The organism is Chryseobacterium sp. RU33C (assembly GCF_900156015.1).
GTDB lineage: Bacteria > Bacteroidota > Bacteroidia > Flavobacteriales > Weeksellaceae > Chryseobacterium > Chryseobacterium candidae.
Genome location: NZ_FTMT01000009.1, coordinates 96,620 through 113,204 on the forward strand (window position 1 = coordinate 96,620; position 16,585 = coordinate 113,204).

A 16,585-nucleotide genomic window follows, 5' to 3' on the forward strand; every position below is an offset into this window, starting at 1 on the left:
ATGTGAAGCTTCGTAAAAAATGATTCAAGATTCTTTACTTATTTATAAATTTGACCCATGTTAAACTTCTTCAAGAAAAATGCAGCGCTGATTTGGGCAAAGAGACATGTTCAGAAAGCGGAGGATTTCAAAAAAAATGCTGAAAAAAACCAGGAAGACTTATTAATTTCTCTGGTGAATACAGCTCAAAAAACACTTTTTGGACGGGAACATGATTTTGAAAACATTCATTCTGTAAAGGATTTTCAGGACAGAGTTCCTGTAGCCGATTATGAAGATCTGAAACCTTACATTGAAAGGGTAAAAAAGGGACAGTCCAATATTTTATGGACGGAAACTCCGGAATATTTTGCCAAAACTTCGGGAACGACTTCCGGATCTAAGTACATTCCGATTTCCAAAGAAGGAATGCCATTTCAGATTGCCGGCGCCCAAAGTGCATTATTTCATTATATCAGCAAAAAGAATAACGCTGATTTTGTGAATGGAAAAATGATTTTCCTTCAGGGCAGCCCGGAACTGGAAGAAGTATTTGGAATAAAAACAGGAAGACTGTCCGGTATTGTAGCGCATCATATTCCTAACTACCTTCAGAAAAACCGTCTGCCAAGCTGGAAAACCAATATTATGGAAGACTGGGAAGCGAAAGTAGACAAAATCATAGAGGAAACGGAACATGAAAACATGACACTCATCTCAGGAATTCCACCATGGCTGATCATGTATTTTGAAAAGTTAACAGAAAAACACGGTAAAAAGATCAAACAGCTTTTCCCAAATCTTCAGCTTATTGTAACAGGAGGTGTCAACTATGAACCTTATCGCGATAAAATGGAAGAGTTATTGGGAGGTAAGGTAGACATCGTTCAAACTTTTCCCGCTTCTGAAGGTTTTTTTGCTTTTCAGGATGATTATACAAAGGAAGGATTACTCCTTTTAACCAATCACGGAATTTTCTATGAATTTATTCCTTTGGAAGAATATGGCAAGCCTGAAGCAAGAAGATTGACGTTAAAAGAAATTGAGCTTCATAAAGATTATGCATTGATTCTTACGACCAATTCCGGATTGTGGGCTTATTCTATAGGAGATGTTGTAAGATTTATCAGTAAAGATCCATACAGGGTTTTGGTGAGCGGGAGAACCAAACATTTTACCTCTGCATTTGGTGAGCATGTGATTGCTATTGAAGTGGAAGAAGCAATGAAAGCTGCGCTTGAAAAACATCCTGCACAGATTACGGAATTCCATCTCGCTCCGCAGGTGAATCCGGCTGAAGGACTTCCCTATCACGAATGGCTGATAGAATTTGAAAAAGAACCTGAAAACTTCGAAACTTTCAGCGATGAACTGGATCTGCAGCTTCGGGCAAAGAATACTTACTATGATGATTTGATTTCGGGAAATATTTTACAAAAACTGCAAATCACCAGACTTAAAAAAAATGCCTTTCATGAATATGCAAAATCCCAGGGAAAATTAGGGGGGCAAAATAAGACCCCAAGATTGGCTAATGACAGAAAGATTGCAGATCTATTGGAAATTTATAAATTTTAATCATATTTTTTCAATTCCAAAAACGTATATTCAAAAAAAATTATAAATTTGAAAAACTAAAAGAAAATAATGAAAGCATCTGTACTGTTGAAATCATCTTTACTAACATCTTTATTTGTTATTACATCTTGTGCTACTACAAAATACAGCGAAGATATTTCAAAAAATAATTACTCTAATCTTGAAGCCGGAAAAATATACAAAGTTACAATGAGAGACGGCTCTCCGAAGCAGACGATCTTATTCAGAAACGTTGTTGGCGAAAATCTTGTAGGTACAGCCGGTAAAAAAGACAGTACAGAAGTGATTATTCCTAAAGCAAATGTAGCTGCCGTAAAAGACAGAAGAAAAGCAAGAATTGCGGCAGGTGCTACCATTATCGGAGCAGCAGGTGTTGCTGCCATCGTATTAAGTTCTTCCAGAGCTGACTAAAATAGATTTTATCTTTTGAGACTTATTTAATATATCTTTCAAAAATTGTCATATGAATAGCCCTAAATAAATTTTTAGGGCTATTTTTGTTCATGATTTCCTTTACCCCGTTACAAACATTACAAAATGTTGAGTTCAGAAATCTTCTTAGCGGGAGATTTTTTATTGTTTTAGCCTTCCGAATGCTCGCTACTTTATTAGGATGGTGGGTGTATCAATTAACAAAAGATCCTTTTTCAATAGGCCTTATCGGACTTTCAGAGGTGATTCCTGCTGTAAGCTGTGCGCTGTATGCCGGACATGTTATTGATATGAATGAAAAAAAGAGACTGCTTCTTATTTGTAATTATGCCTATATTTTTCTGATCGGACTTCTGCTGATTCCTGCATTCCTGGATGTGGAAATGCACTTTACAGGTCATCAGATTACCTATTATATTTATGGGGTTATCTTTTTCACCGGGATAGCAAGAGCCTTTATCGGTCCCATTGTTCCTTCCATGATACCTAAAATCGTAAAGAAAGAGAATCTTCCCAATGCCGTAACCCTTAACCAGGCCACTTTCCTGATTTCTTCTGTTTGCGGACATGCTATTGGGGGTGTTCTTATTGGGTTTATCGGTGTAAAATGGACACTGGTTGCTATTTTAGCACTCATATTGGTTGCTTCATTATTTTTCTGGCAGCTTCACAAACAGTATTCAGAATACAAAAAGGAAACAGTAAATGTAGCAGAAAGCATGCGCGAAGGAATTTCTTATATTTTTAAAACCAAGGAGATTCTGGGTGCTTTATGTCTTGATATGTTTGCCGTACTTTTTGGCGGAGCAGTAGCTATGATCCCCGTATTTGCAACAGACATTCTGAATTCAGGAGCTGAAGGTTTCGGCTTACTGAATGCAGCTTCGGATATTGGTTCCATGTGTATTATTACTATTTTATCTATTGTTCCTCTCCGAAAAAATCAGGGAAAAATACTTCTTGCTGTTGTTACAGGATTCGGGCTATGTATCATTGGATTCGGTTTATCAAAATTATATTGGCTGTCTTTTATGTTCCTGGTGATGAGCGGAATGCTGGATGGAATTTCTGTGGTTATCCGAGGTACCATTGTACAGTTAAAAACACCGGATCACATCAGAGGTCGTGTTCTGAGTGTGAATTCAATTTTCATCATGTCCAGCAATGAAATGGGACAGTTTGAAAGTGGACTTATGGCCAAATTACTTGGTGTTGTGCGCTCTGTGGTATTTGGCGGCTGTATGACTGTTTTAATTGCCCTGCTGGTGGGAAGTACCAATCCTAAATTGAGAAAGATGCAATATTAATTTATTGTTTATCAGACCATTTAAAATCTGACGTCAAAAAAACAAGAATCCGAAATACTTAAAATCAGAATAGAACGTTTTCTATTCTGATTTTTATTTTATACCTGTTTTTTAAAAATTTATAAAAGAATTCAATCTCAAATATTTATCAAAACCACCAATATCTTTACGATCTCCATATAATCTAACCCAAACAATAAAATACAATATTTAAAACCAACACATTACTTTCGTTAAATATATCTCAAAATCTTTAATTTAACGTTAATAATTTTTTATATTTGCTTCATAAAATATCCCCCTATGACTAAACTTTTACTAATTTTGAGCTTTCTCATGACAGGTTCTCTGATAAATGCTCAATTTTTTTCAGATCAAACCCTACAACAATCTGTTTTGCAGCTCAATAATGCTACAACAGAAAACGACTACAATATGCTTTTTTCTAAGTTTTCAGAAGCTAAAACTTCAGAAAAATGGCAGGCTAATTACTACGCTGCAGCAACATTGTATCTTAAGACCAATTTCCTTTTAAAGAACAGCCCGAACAGTCCTCTTGGAGAGCCTAATGAATCTGCAAGAAAACTGGCCATGCAGGCCCTTGCTTCTGAAAAGAATAATGGGGAGGTAAATATTCTCCTTGCTCTTATTCATTTTCAGAAAATAAGAATAAAAACAGCTGCAGACCCTCAAAAGGAATTAAAAACAGCTACAGGCTTTATGGCCAAAGCGGAAACTACTTTAAAGAACAATCCCAGACTTTCTTTTTTAAAGGCTGAAATAGCTGAAAAACAAGGAAACAAGACGGAGGCTATAAAGTTCTATAAAAAAGCGGCCAAAGAATTTGAAACATCAGACCCCTCATCCGCTTCACCTAATTGGGGAAGACAGCTGATCGGAACAAATTAACAGTAAGAATATGCATGATCTCCTGATCAAATCGGGACGATCAGTTTTTTTGATATGAAAGACTTAAAAATCCATCGAATGTTTAGAGAAACATTACTTTATATCAGATAAAAAACAGCATTTTTTGTAACTAAACACTTTTACTATTTGTTTTTAAAATTAATTCTCATGAAAAAAACATTACTTGTTTTCTTAATCATATTTTCACATATTTTATTTGCTCAATCAGATTGCGGCACTGCAATGGCGGTGTGCGGCAACACTGATATATCCTATACTCCCAACGGCCATGGAGACATTGCGGAAGACCTCGGCGGATGTTTAACTTCTGACGAAAAGTTCTCCGTATGGTATTCTTTTACCGTTGCTACAGGTGGAACTCTTACCTTTGAAATCATCCCTAACGACCAGGGAGATGATTATGACTTTGGAGTATACGGACCAAACAAATCTTGCGGAAACCTGGGAGCTCCAATACGTTGTTCATATTCCGGACAAAGTGGAAACACTGGTCTTAATATGACCGCTACAGATCTTAGTGAGGACGCTACAGGGGACAAATGGGTAAAATATCTTGACGTATTGCCTGGACAGACTTACTATATTATTGTAAACAACCACAGAGAGACAGCTAACGGATTCAAATTATCATGGGGTGGTACAGCTACTTTATCATCTCCGTTCACTGATCCGAATATTCAGCCTTATCCATTCGTTCCACCGGGAATTCCAGGAGCTAATCCTACCGACCCAAGAGAAGTAGTGGTATGTTCAAATCCGGCGACTTTTGATTTCGCATCGTTATCAGCAGGAATTCTTAATGGTAACCCTAATTTCAGCATCAGCTACCACACCAGTCAAAATGATGCCTTAACCGGTAACAACCCTCTTGTTGGCCCTCAAACTGTTACTCCTGTTGGCGTTTATTTCTATAGCATCAATTATACTGATCCTACTAACCCGAACAGCCCTGTTAATAAATGCAGACAGACCGGTAAATTTAAATTTAAAGATGGCACCATCAAGGCTACCAATGTAACGCTAACAAGCTGTAATAATAACAATGCAGGTACCGCAACTTATGATCTAACAACTGCCGCTGTTTTTGCTGATCCAACCGCGACTAAAAAATATTATCATACTTTATACGATCTGAATAACTCAATTAATGAGATTACCAACATCTATCAGTTTGTTTCTGCAGAAGGTAAAATATATGCAAAGGTAACCTCTGTTTTCGGATGTAGTGATATTGCAGAAATTACCCTTAAGTTCTACCCGCAAATCATTGCAAAAGATGCAGAATTAAGATCATGCTTTATTGAGGCAAATCCTTCCACAGCTTTATTCAACCTTGATAATGCTGCTGTAATCACTCCACAGGCAGGTATTACTAAAAAATACTTCCCTTCACTGACCGATGCAATTGATGGAACCAATGAAATTTTAAACGCTAATTATATTGCACCAAGCGGTTTGGTATACGTAAGAGTATCTGACACCAGAGGATGTTATGTAGTAGTGAAAATTGGTTTAACAGTAATTGCCCCGGTAACATCTAATGTATTGAAAGACAAAATTATCTGTATAGAAGACACTACAACTTTAGATGCGGGACCCGGATTCAAAAGCTATGAATGGAGCACAGGAGCTACAACACAGTCTATCAAAGATGTAGGTGTAGGTATTTACTGGGTAAAATTAAAAACAGGAGAATGTGTTGCCACTCAAAAGGTAACAGTTTATCCTTCTGAACAGCCGGTAGTAACAAACATCGATATTAACAACACTACATTAACAATCAATGTTATTGGAGGAACTCCGGATTATCAGTATTCTATGGATAAAATTTTATGGCAGCCGTCTAATGTATTCTCCAATGTAGCAAGAGGAACTTACAAAGTGTATGTAAAAGATGCTTATGACTGCGAACCTATTGAAGTGAACGTAGTAGTTCCTAACCTTATCAATATGATTACTCCCAACGGAGATGGCGTGAATGATGTAGTAGATTATTCTGCTATGGCAGATAAACAGAACCTTATTTTAAGTATCTTTGACAGATACGGAACAAAAATCCACCAGGGAGATAAATCCAACGGTTACAAATGGGATGGTAGAATTGCCGGCAAGAATATTCCTACAGGTACTTACTGGTATTCTGTAACATGGAACGAAAATGACAAGAAGAACACTCCTTTCAAGTTTTCAGGATGGATTGTTGTAAAAAACAGAGAATAAAACACCTTATAATATAAAAAGCCGCTTTGGCGGCTTTTTCTTTTACAAAGAATGATAAAAATTTATTGATTTCAAGTTTGTTTAACAAAAAAAGATTTAACAATGAAAAAAATATTACTTCTTTTTATTTTATTGATAACACAAATGGTCTTTTCACAGTCAGACTGTGTCACAGCAATTCCCATCTGTGGTAATTCTGACATTTCATACACCCCTTCAGGCCCGGGGAATATTATAGAGATTCTTAACCAAAACGGAGGATGCCTCAGCACCAATGAAAGATATACAGTTTGGTATACTTTCACTGTATCCACACCAGGAACGCTGGCATTTAAAATAAAACCAAACGATCAGGGTGATGACTATGATTTTGCAGTTTACGGACCAACGGCAAACGGCTGTGCTTCCTTACAGAATGCGGATCACGTTTTCATACAGCCTATAAGATGTAACTATAGTGGTACTGCAGGAGATACAGGTCTGGATCTTACTCTTGCTCCGCCCGCAGTATTTCCTACCAATCCTCCCGGTGTTACATCCAGTATGAACAATGGAAAATGGAGTCCTTACATGGATGTATTAATGGGACAGACCTATTATCTGGTTATTGACAATTTCAGTAGATCCGTTAATGGTTTTTCTTTAGAATGGTCAGGAACTGCAAGCTTAAGTTCTGCATTTAACGATCCCGTTCTTTCCCCCAACCCATTTATCGCGCCGGGTATTCCGGGAGCTACACCTAATGACCCTAATCAGGTAATGGTTTGTGCGCTGCCTACCCAGTTTGATTTTACAACATTATCTGCAGCTATTATTAATGGTAACAGCCCGAACTTCAAGGTTACTTATCACAAAACCACCAACGATGCTCTTACAGGACAGAACCCTCTTACAGTAACTACTGTAGACGGAACCACAACATATTATTACAGAATTGTATACCAGGATTCCAGCAATCCGAACAACCCTATCAATGGATGCTTTATAACAGGTAAATTCAAGTTTATCAATGTGGGGATCTCCGCCAATTCGGCAACTCTATACTCCTGTAACAACAACGGAGCTGGTACTGCAAAGTATAATTTAACAACAGCCAATGTATTTGGAGGAACCGGAGCAACGATTAAATATTATGCAACGACGGCGGATATGAATGCGGATATTAATGAAATTACAGATCCCGCCAACTATGTTTCTGCCGAATCTACAATCTATGTAAAAGTAATTTCTTCTTTCGGATGTATTGCAACTACTACCATCAGACTATTATTCTATCCAACTGTTGTGCTAAAAGATGCTGTACTCCAAAACTGCTATATCGACAACGATGTTATGCGTTCAACATTTGATCTTTCCAAAGCAGATATTGGTGTAGCTGTTCCCACACCCACCGGAACTATTATTAAGTATTACACAACGGTAGCGGATGCTAAAGCACAGACCAATCCTATAACAGCAGCATTCAATTATCTTTCGGAAAGCAAAACAGTATATGCAAGAGTAGATAATGACAAACAGTGTTATTCTATTGCCAAAATAGAGCTTATAGTATTACCTCCTGTAAAATCAGCAGTATTAAAAGACAAAACAATTTGTGCTGAAGCCAAAACAACTTTGGATGCAGGACCTGGATTTGTAAGTTATGAATGGAGCACTGGCGAAACAACACAATCTATCAGCAACGTAGGAGTTGGGGTTTATTGGGTAAAACTTCAGACCGGAAAATGTTTCACACTTCAGGAAGTACGTGTACACGCAAGCCTTCAGCCAGTAGTTTCAGGAATTGAAATTACCAATAACAATATCACCGTAACAGCTACAGGAGGCGTTCCTCCTTACAAATTTTCTGTAGACGGTGTTAACTGGCAGGATTCCAACGTTTTCACAGGCCTTCCCCGAGGAGAAAATACAATATATGTAAAAGACACTTACAACTGTACGCCTATCCAGGTAACCGTGACAGTTCCTAATCTTATCAACGCCATTACTCCGAACGGAGATAACGTAAATGATGTTATTGACTATTCTGCATTAGCCTACAAGAAAAACCTTATCTTCATTGTATATGACAGGTATGGAAACAAACTTCATGAAGCGAAGAAATTCAATAACTTCTCTTGGGACGGAACCGCTTTTGGCAAGAAAATTCCAACCGGAACTTACTGGTACACGATCTCCTGGAACGAAAACAATAAAAACAGTACCGAAACCAAATATTCAGGATGGGTATTGGTAAAGAATAAAGAATAAGTTTTTACTTCATCTTGTTGAAAAATCACCTCAGACTGAGGTGATTTTTTTTATCAACAATAGCAACCTCCTGTTTACAGCATTTTACGAAAGACTGCTAATAATTTGTTGAATACTATTTTTTTATTTTTTTTTAAATAAACTATCTTTGCACCATGGCGCAGAAAGAAACATTATCATCCCTGACACACGGAAACTTTGCAAAAGAATTGTCTATTGCGGATGGAAAAATGCCTCCCAATGCAGTGGATTTTGAAAGACTGGTTATCGGAACTTTTTTGATTGACAAAAAAGGTCTTGACCACTCCATTGACCTTCTTACCCCGGAGGTATTTTATGATCCCAGACATCAGGTCATCTTTTCTACTATCCTGAAATTGTATGAAGGCAACCACCCGGTAGACTTAATGACGATTATTCAGGAGTTAAAAAAAGAAGACAAACTGAGCCAGGCAGGTGGCGATCATTACATTATTGATCTTACCATGGGAGTAAGTTCATCTGCCCATATCGAATATCACGTACGTGTTATTCTTGAAAAATACATTTTAAGAAGCCTTATTAATGTTTCTGCTAATGTTATTGATTCTTCCTACAAAGAATCAACAGATGTTTTCGAACTTCTGGATAAGGCGGAACAGTCTTTCTTCGAGATTACCAACGGAACAATCAAAAAAGGATTCGATACCGCTAACTCATTGGTAAAACAAGCCATTGATACAATTAAATCTTTAAAAGACAAACAGGGACTTTCCGGAGTTCCTTCAGGATTCAGAGATGTAGATAAGGAAACGGGTGGATGGCAGAATTCTGACCTCATTATTATTGCAGCCCGTCCGGCGATGGGTAAAACAGCCTTCCTTCTTTCCATGGCAAGAAATATTGCAGTAGGCCACAAAATCCCTATGGCTTTATTCTCTCTCGAGATGGCATCAGTACAGCTAATCACCAGAATGATTGCTTCTGAAACAAGAATTTCCTCAGAGAAACTAAGAAAAGGAACTCTGGACGATGAAGAATGGCAGAGACTATTTTCCAATGTATCTGAACTGGAAAATGCTCCTTTATATATTGACGAAACCCCTTCCCTTTCCATATTCGACTTCCGTGCCAAATGCCGAAGACTGGTAATGCAGCACGGCGTAAGACTTATCATGGTTGACTACCTTCAGCTGATGACAGCCGGCGGCGGTGGAAAAGGCGTTGGAAATCGTGAACAGGAAATTTCCATGATTTCACGTTCGTTAAAAGCGATTGCAAAAGAACTTAACGTACCGGTAATTGCTCTTTCCCAGCTTTCAAGAAGTGTGGAAGCCCGTCCCGGAAAAAGACCTCAGCTTTCAGATCTGAGAGAATCCGGAGCAATTGAGCAGGATGCGGATATTGTATCTTTCATTTTCAGACCGGAGTATTATAAAATTACCGTTTGGGATAATGATGAGGAAGGCCAGGAAACTTCTACAGAAAACCAGGCCGAACTGATTATTGCAAAACACAGAAATGGTGCTACGGCAGATGTCCGATTATCATTCTTAAAACATTTTGCAAAATTCGGTGATATTGAAGCTGCATTTGATGGTGGTGCCGGAGGCGGATATCCTTCCAACTTCGGAGAACCAAGTGGCTTTGACAAGATCAAGACAACAATTCAGCCAGGAGCAGCATTTGACCTTCCGGACAGCTCAAAACTTTCCGGTTCATCAATGAATGACTTTGATGATGACGATGACTTTCCTTTTTAGGTAAAGAATCAATTCAGTTTAATTGTACGGTCAATACATCAATTTTTAAAAAGCAGATTTGAGAATCGAAATTTATACGGACGGAGCTTGCAGCGGAAACCCCGGAAAAGGCGGATATGGAATTCTTATGCGCGTTCCTGAAAAAAATTATCAGAAAACATTTTCCAAAGGTTTTAGAAAAACAACCAACAACAGAATGGAACTTCTGGCTGTTATCACCGCATTGGAAAAACTGAAATCTACAGAAAATGACATCCATGTGTATACCGACAGTAAATACGTATCCGATGCCATTAACCAAAACTGGATTGCGGGATGGATCAAAAGAGGATGGAAAAATGTAAAGAACCCTGATCTCTGGAAAAAATTCATTGAACTCTACAACAAACACAACCCAACAATGCATTGGGTAAAAGGTCATGCCGGGCACTTTGAAAACGAGCTTTGTGACAAATTAGCCGTTGCAGCAGCCAGCTCTCCGGATCTTGAAATTGATACGTATTTTGAGGGTTTGGATAACAATTCCTTATTTTAATTTAATTAATGCAAATACGTATTAGCTACTATAATATTCACCATTATATCACAATAAGCAGCATTTTTTTAAAATATTATTAAAATTTAAGCAAAATTAACATTAAATACATATTATTTAATTGGGATTTAATATCTTTACATATTAATCTAAGTCCCATTATAAATGAATAAAAATCTATTATTGTATTTATCTGTTTTTTTACTCTGTATAGCCGGGAAGTCCTTTTCCCAGACTTATCAGCTTATCGGAAATCCAGTGAACACTACTGGATGGACAATGGTTTCACCTACTCAGGTAAATACAGATTTTATTCAGCTGACCCCGGACACCAACAACCAATCCGGTTCCATAAGGCTGAATGATCCTATCAATCTAAAATATTGCGACAAATGGAGAGTAGAATTTGATTTCAGAATGGATTCCAACCAAACCTCCAACGGAGATGGAATTGCCTTCTGGTATCTTGCCAATCCACCTGTTGCCAGCGTATTAGGTTCCGGCCTTGGTGTTTCTCAGAATGCAGTAGGGCTTGTTGTAGGGCTTGATACTTACAATAATACCACAACAGCTACCATGAGTAAAGTTCATGTTGCTTACGGCCAGGTTCAAAACACCACTGACACCAACAACGTTGAATTCTTCAATATACCCGGAAGTTCTTTCCATTCACCGGATCTGAATACTACACAACCTTTTCAGGGAACAACTTTTAAACATGTGGAAGTAACAGCACAGGTAGACCCTGCAGCTCCCACCAGCTGGATTATAAAAATAACAATAGACGGTAATGTAATTTGTAATCAGTCTTTTGCACCTTCAGGCACAGCTGCCGCAATGACTGTAGGCTATTTTGGCTTTTCAGCGTCTACAGGGGGAGCAAGATCAAGACATTCCATTAAAAATGTAAAAATTTATACGGATAAAGTTCCTATTTTGCAGAATTCAGCAACACAGTCATTCTGCCCTAATCCTGCTACAGGATACGGATCTGTAAACCTTACTACTTTCAATTCGCAATTTGTAAACAACCCTTCCAATTATACCTTTACTTATTATCCATTCGGAAGCTCTACACCTATTGCTAATCCCGCCAATTATCAGTTTAACGCTAACTCAACAGTAACAGTTGTTATTAAAGATAATGCAGGATTGCTCTGCGATAACCCGGATGGTAAAATTTTACTGGATCTTGCTCCTTTCAAAGCAGAAGATAAAACGATTACTGTATGCAATAATAATAAAGCCGGAACAGCAGCCTTCAACCTGAATACAGCAGCTGTCACAAATGTTCCTGGGGTTAGTAAAAAATATTATAAAACGTTAGCAGACCTCAATGCAGATACGAATGAGATTCAGAATCCTAACAATTACATATCTGCCCCCGGAATTGTTTATGTAAAAGTAACCACTCCTCAGGGATGTACAGGTTCAGCAAAAATTACATTGGCATTCTATCCCGACACTCCTGTGAAGGAAGCCACTCTAAGATCATGTTTTATTGAAAATAATATCACAAGTGCTATTTTTAATTTGACAACCGCAGATGTTACTACTTTAGGAACCGGCACAGCCAAAAAATACTACACATCCATCGCTAATGCATTAGACGGCATCAATGAAATCATGAATCCACTTCAGTATTTATCCACAAGTACTGTAGTGTATGCAAAAGTAACGGATGCTAACGGATGCTTCAATATTGCTAAAATCAATCTTATGGTATTACCACCTGTAACATCCTCTGTTTTAAAAGACAAAACCATTTGTATTGGAGAAAAAACAGATTTGGATGCAGGACCTGGATTTGACGGTTATGAATGGAGCACAGGAGCAACTACCTCATCTATTAAAGATGTAGGGGTTGGCACTTATTGGGTAAAACTGAAAACCGGCAACTGCATCACTACACAGACTGTCAATGTAAAAGCCTCTGCAAATCCTGTGATCTCCAGCATTGATATTGACAACAACACTATTACTGTAAATGCAGCAGGAGGAACGCCTCCATATCAATACTCTGTGGACGGAGTTAATTGGCAGCAAGGCAATATATTCACAGGGTTAGCAAGAGGAGAAGTAAGAGTATATGTAAAAGATTTCTATAACTGTACCCCTGTTGAAGTTCAGATCACCGTTCCTAATCTGATTAATGCCATCACTCCAAACGGGGATAATGTAAATGATGTCATTGATTATTCAGCGCTGGCTTACAAGAAAAATCTGATATTCATCGTCTACGACAGATATGGCAATAAATTGTATGAAGCCGGAAAGATGAGAAACTTCACATGGGACGGAACTGCTTCCGGTAAAAAAATTCTTACAGGAACGTACTGGTACACCATTTCATGGAACGAAAACAATAAAGACAATACTGAAACAAAATACTCAGGCTGGGTATTGGTTAAAAACAGAGAATAAATTTTAGTATCAGAAACTACCTCTTTCGGGGTAGTTTCGGTATTAAAAACAGCATCTGCCCAATCAGAGATTGAGACCAGATATTTCTTTCTCACTATAATTTAAACATCAAAAAAAACGATTTTATACCAAAAAACAATAACATCATAATCCATCCACTATGAAAAAAGATATACTCATTTTTTTACTGACTATCTTATTATGCTTGCCGGGAAGGTTTCTTTCACAAACGTATCAGCTTACCGGAAACCCTGTAAATACAACAGGCTGGGATCTTGTCTCTGATGCTATCGTAAGCGGAGATTTTGTAAGACTTACCACAGATCAAACCAGCAGATACGGGGCTGTAAAATTATCCACTCCTATTACGTTGAGCTATTGCGATAAATGGAAAGTAGAATTCGATTTCAGAATTGACGGAAACGGAACCACACAGTTTGGAAAAGGAGATGGTTTTACCTTCTGGTATCTTGCCAATCCGCCAACAGGATTTGTATCAGGAGGAGGGCTGGGCATTCCAGCCAATGCTTCCGGGCTAATGGTTGGTTTTGATATCTTCAACAATACGACTGAAGGCCAGATGAGCAAAGTTCATATTCTTTATGGCACTAATAATACCACAGGTAACAATATTGAATTCAACAATACTCCAGGAAGCACATTCCACTCTCCGGACCTTATCGCTACCAACCCATTTGTAGGAGATACTTACAGACACGTTGAAGTAAATGGAGAAACAGACCTTACCAACCCAACAAACTGGATCATCAAGGTAAGAATAAACGGTGCGCTTATCGTAGATCAGTCTTTTGCACCTTCCGGAGGTGCCGTGGGAATGTCACAGGGATATTTTGGCTTCTCTGCAGCAACAGGAGGTGCCAGCGCGAGACATTCTATTAAAGCAGTAAAAGTTTTCGTAGATAAAGTTCCTATTTTAAGCAATACGGTCTCGCCGTTCGTTTGTACAAATCCCGCTACCGGAAATGGTACAGTAGACCTTACTTCTTATAATTCTCAATTTGTAAACAATCCGGGAAATTATATCTTCACATATTATGTATTGGGAAGTTCTACTCCTATCGCAAATCCTGCCAGTTTCCAGTATTCTGGAAATACTACCATCAAAGTGGTAGTGAAGGATCCTACTTCTACTCTTTGTGATAATGGCGACGGTATTATTCAGCTTAACCCTACTCCATTTGCAGCAACAGATGCCAGTCTTACAGGATGTAATAACAACAATGCAGGAACAGCAACTTTTGATCTCAATACTGCAGCTGTAACAACTGTTGCCGGAGTTACCAAGGAATTCTACCCCACCCTGTACGATTTGAATAATGGCACGAACCCAATAACCAATCCTTCCGCCTATGCCTCTGCAGCAGCAACAATATATGTAAAAGTAACCACACCTCAGGGCTGTGTAAGTACGTCTAAAATTACACTGAATATTTACCCCGTGGTGGTTGTCAATGATGTTGAACTCAAATCCTGTTTTATTGAAACCAATCCATCTATGGCTTCCTTTAATCTTACAGGCGCTGTAGTTTCCCAGGGTGGACTTACAAAAGAATACTATCCATCGTTGACGGATGCCATCAGTGGAACTAATGCAATCTCTACGCCGGCAGCATATATTGCTCCCAATGGAGTGGTTTATATTAAGGTATTCAATGCCAACGGATGTTATTCTATTGCTAAAGTTACATTAACTGTTATCCCTCCTGTTTATTCAAGAACTTTGCTTGACAAGACGATTTGTATAGAAAACACAACTACTTTAGATGCAGGAGCTGGTTTCAAAAGCTACGAATGGAGCACAGGAGCTACTACTCAGTCTATCAAAAATGTAGGAGTAGGCACTTACTGGGTAAAACTTAAAACCGGAGATTGTATCGCCACACAGAAAGTAACAGTATACCCTTCCGATAATCCGGTTATTACAACGGTTGACATTTCAGGAAGTACGATAACAATATATGCTAATGGCGGAACTCCTCCTTATCAGTATTCTATGGATAATATCAACTGGCAGGACTCCAATGTATTTACCAATATTGCGAGAGGAGAAGCTAAAGTATACGTAAGAGACGGCTATAATTGCGTTCCTGTGGAAATCAATATTACAGTCCCTAACCTGATCAATATAATCACTCCTAATGATGATGGTATTAATGATTTTGTTGATTATTCTGCATTAGCTAACAAACAAAATCTGGAAATAGCCATCTTTGACAGATATGGTTATAAAATGTTCAAAGCAGATAAAACCAATGGCTACAAATGGGCAGGAACTACCAATGGACATAAAAAAGTCCCTACAGGAAACTATTGGTATTCGGTTTCATGGAATGAAAATAATAAAAACAGTACTCCGATAAAATTCTCAGGCTGGATTGTTGTAAAAAACAGAGAATAATTACACTTTCCATCACATCAAAAGAATCACCCCGCAGGCCGGGGTGATTTTTTGTATAAACAAGGAGGAGATATTTCATTTTAAAGACACTTTATTCATATTCAATTCTTAAATTTGTCCTATGAATTATTTGGAAGCTTTAAGCAGAAGATATTCTGTAAAAAAATTCAATCATCAGATTATTCCTCAGGAAACCCTTCACAACATTCTTGAGTCAGGAAAGCTGTCAGCCAGTTCGCTGGGACTTCAGCCTTATAAAATTGTGATTGTTGAAAGTGAGGAAATGAAGCAGAAGCTGATTCCGGCTTTCTATAATCCATCTCAGATTTCCACCTGCTCTCATCTTATTGTCATTATTTCAAAGAAAGTGATTGAAGAGAGCTATATCCGGGGTTATTTTAATCATATTTCTGAAGTAAGAGAAACTCCTATGGAAACACTGGATCCCTTCAGAAACAGTATTAATCAGCATATTACACAAAAAACACAGGATGAAATTTTCAACTGGGCAGAAAAACAGTCTTATATAGTATTGGCCAATCTTATGTATGCCGCAGCTATTGAAAATATAGATTCCTGTCCTATGGAAGGTTTCCGCCAGGATCTTATAGAAGAAATTCTGAATATCGAGCCTGAAACAGAAAAAGTAACTGTTACCCTCGCTTTAGGTTTCCGTTCTGAAGAAGATCATTTCCAGCACATGAAAAAAGTAAGAAAACCAAACGAAAAATTGTTTAAATTTATTTAA

11 protein-coding genes are annotated in these 16,585 nt (G+C 38.0%); all 11 read left to right on the top strand.

Features of this window, described 5'->3' with window-relative positions:
* Nucleotides 1–57: 57 nt before the first annotated feature.
* The 11 genes from BW946_RS09705 (at nucleotide 58) to BW946_RS09755 (ending at nucleotide 16,585) form a co-directional block, all read left to right on the top strand.
* On the top strand, nucleotides 58–1,557 hold the full coding sequence (locus BW946_RS09705) for a GH3 auxin-responsive promoter family protein (protein ID WP_076595987.1): 1,500 nt from the start codon (nucleotides 58–60) through the stop codon (nucleotides 1,555–1,557).
* Between the two features lie 69 nt (nucleotides 1,558–1,626).
* Entirely contained in the window at nucleotides 1,627–1,989 is a 363-nt protein-coding gene (locus BW946_RS09710; RefSeq protein WP_076595988.1) for a hypothetical protein, read from the top strand.
* A gap of 92 nt (nucleotides 1,990–2,081) precedes the next feature.
* Nucleotides 2,082–3,317 (top strand): MFS transporter, encoded by a 1,236-nt coding sequence (locus tag BW946_RS09715; RefSeq protein WP_076595989.1) that lies wholly within the window; start codon nucleotides 2,082–2,084, stop codon nucleotides 3,315–3,317.
* 303 nt (nucleotides 3,318–3,620) lie between these two features.
* Complete coding sequence (locus BW946_RS09720; protein WP_136521184.1) at nucleotides 3,621–4,226, top strand: tetratricopeptide repeat protein; 606 nt, start codon at nucleotides 3,621–3,623, stop codon at nucleotides 4,224–4,226.
* Between the two features lie 168 nt (nucleotides 4,227–4,394).
* A complete protein-coding gene (locus BW946_RS09725) occupies nucleotides 4,395–6,467 on the top strand; it encodes a T9SS type B sorting domain-containing protein (protein ID WP_076595991.1) in 2,073 nt (690 codons plus the stop codon).
* Nucleotides 6,468–6,569: 102 nt separating this feature from the next.
* Nucleotides 6,570–8,717: a T9SS type B sorting domain-containing protein gene (locus BW946_RS09730; RefSeq protein WP_076595992.1), complete on the top strand. Its 2,148-nt coding sequence runs from the start codon at nucleotides 6,570–6,572 to the stop codon at nucleotides 8,715–8,717.
* 155 nt (nucleotides 8,718–8,872) lie between these two features.
* Nucleotides 8,873–10,459, top strand: a complete 1,587-nt coding sequence (gene dnaB, locus BW946_RS09735; protein ID WP_076595993.1) for a replicative DNA helicase — start codon at nucleotides 8,873–8,875, stop codon at nucleotides 10,457–10,459.
* 58 nt (nucleotides 10,460–10,517) lie between these two features.
* Nucleotides 10,518–10,994, top strand: a complete 477-nt coding sequence (gene rnhA / locus BW946_RS09740; RefSeq protein ID WP_076595994.1) for a ribonuclease HI — start codon at nucleotides 10,518–10,520, stop codon at nucleotides 10,992–10,994.
* 165 nt (nucleotides 10,995–11,159) lie between these two features.
* On the top strand, nucleotides 11,160–13,418 hold the full coding sequence (locus BW946_RS09745) for a T9SS type B sorting domain-containing protein (RefSeq protein ID WP_076595995.1): 2,259 nt from the start codon (nucleotides 11,160–11,162) through the stop codon (nucleotides 13,416–13,418).
* A 160-nt stretch (nucleotides 13,419–13,578) separates the two neighbouring features.
* Complete coding sequence (locus tag BW946_RS09750; RefSeq protein WP_076595996.1) at nucleotides 13,579–15,837, top strand: T9SS type B sorting domain-containing protein; 2,259 nt, start codon at nucleotides 13,579–13,581, stop codon at nucleotides 15,835–15,837.
* A gap of 121 nt (nucleotides 15,838–15,958) precedes the next feature.
* Nucleotides 15,959–16,585 carry an NAD(P)H-dependent oxidoreductase gene (locus BW946_RS09755; RefSeq protein ID WP_076595997.1) on the top strand — a complete coding sequence of 209 codons (627 nt, stop codon included), beginning with the start codon at nucleotides 15,959–15,961 and terminating at the stop codon, nucleotides 16,583–16,585.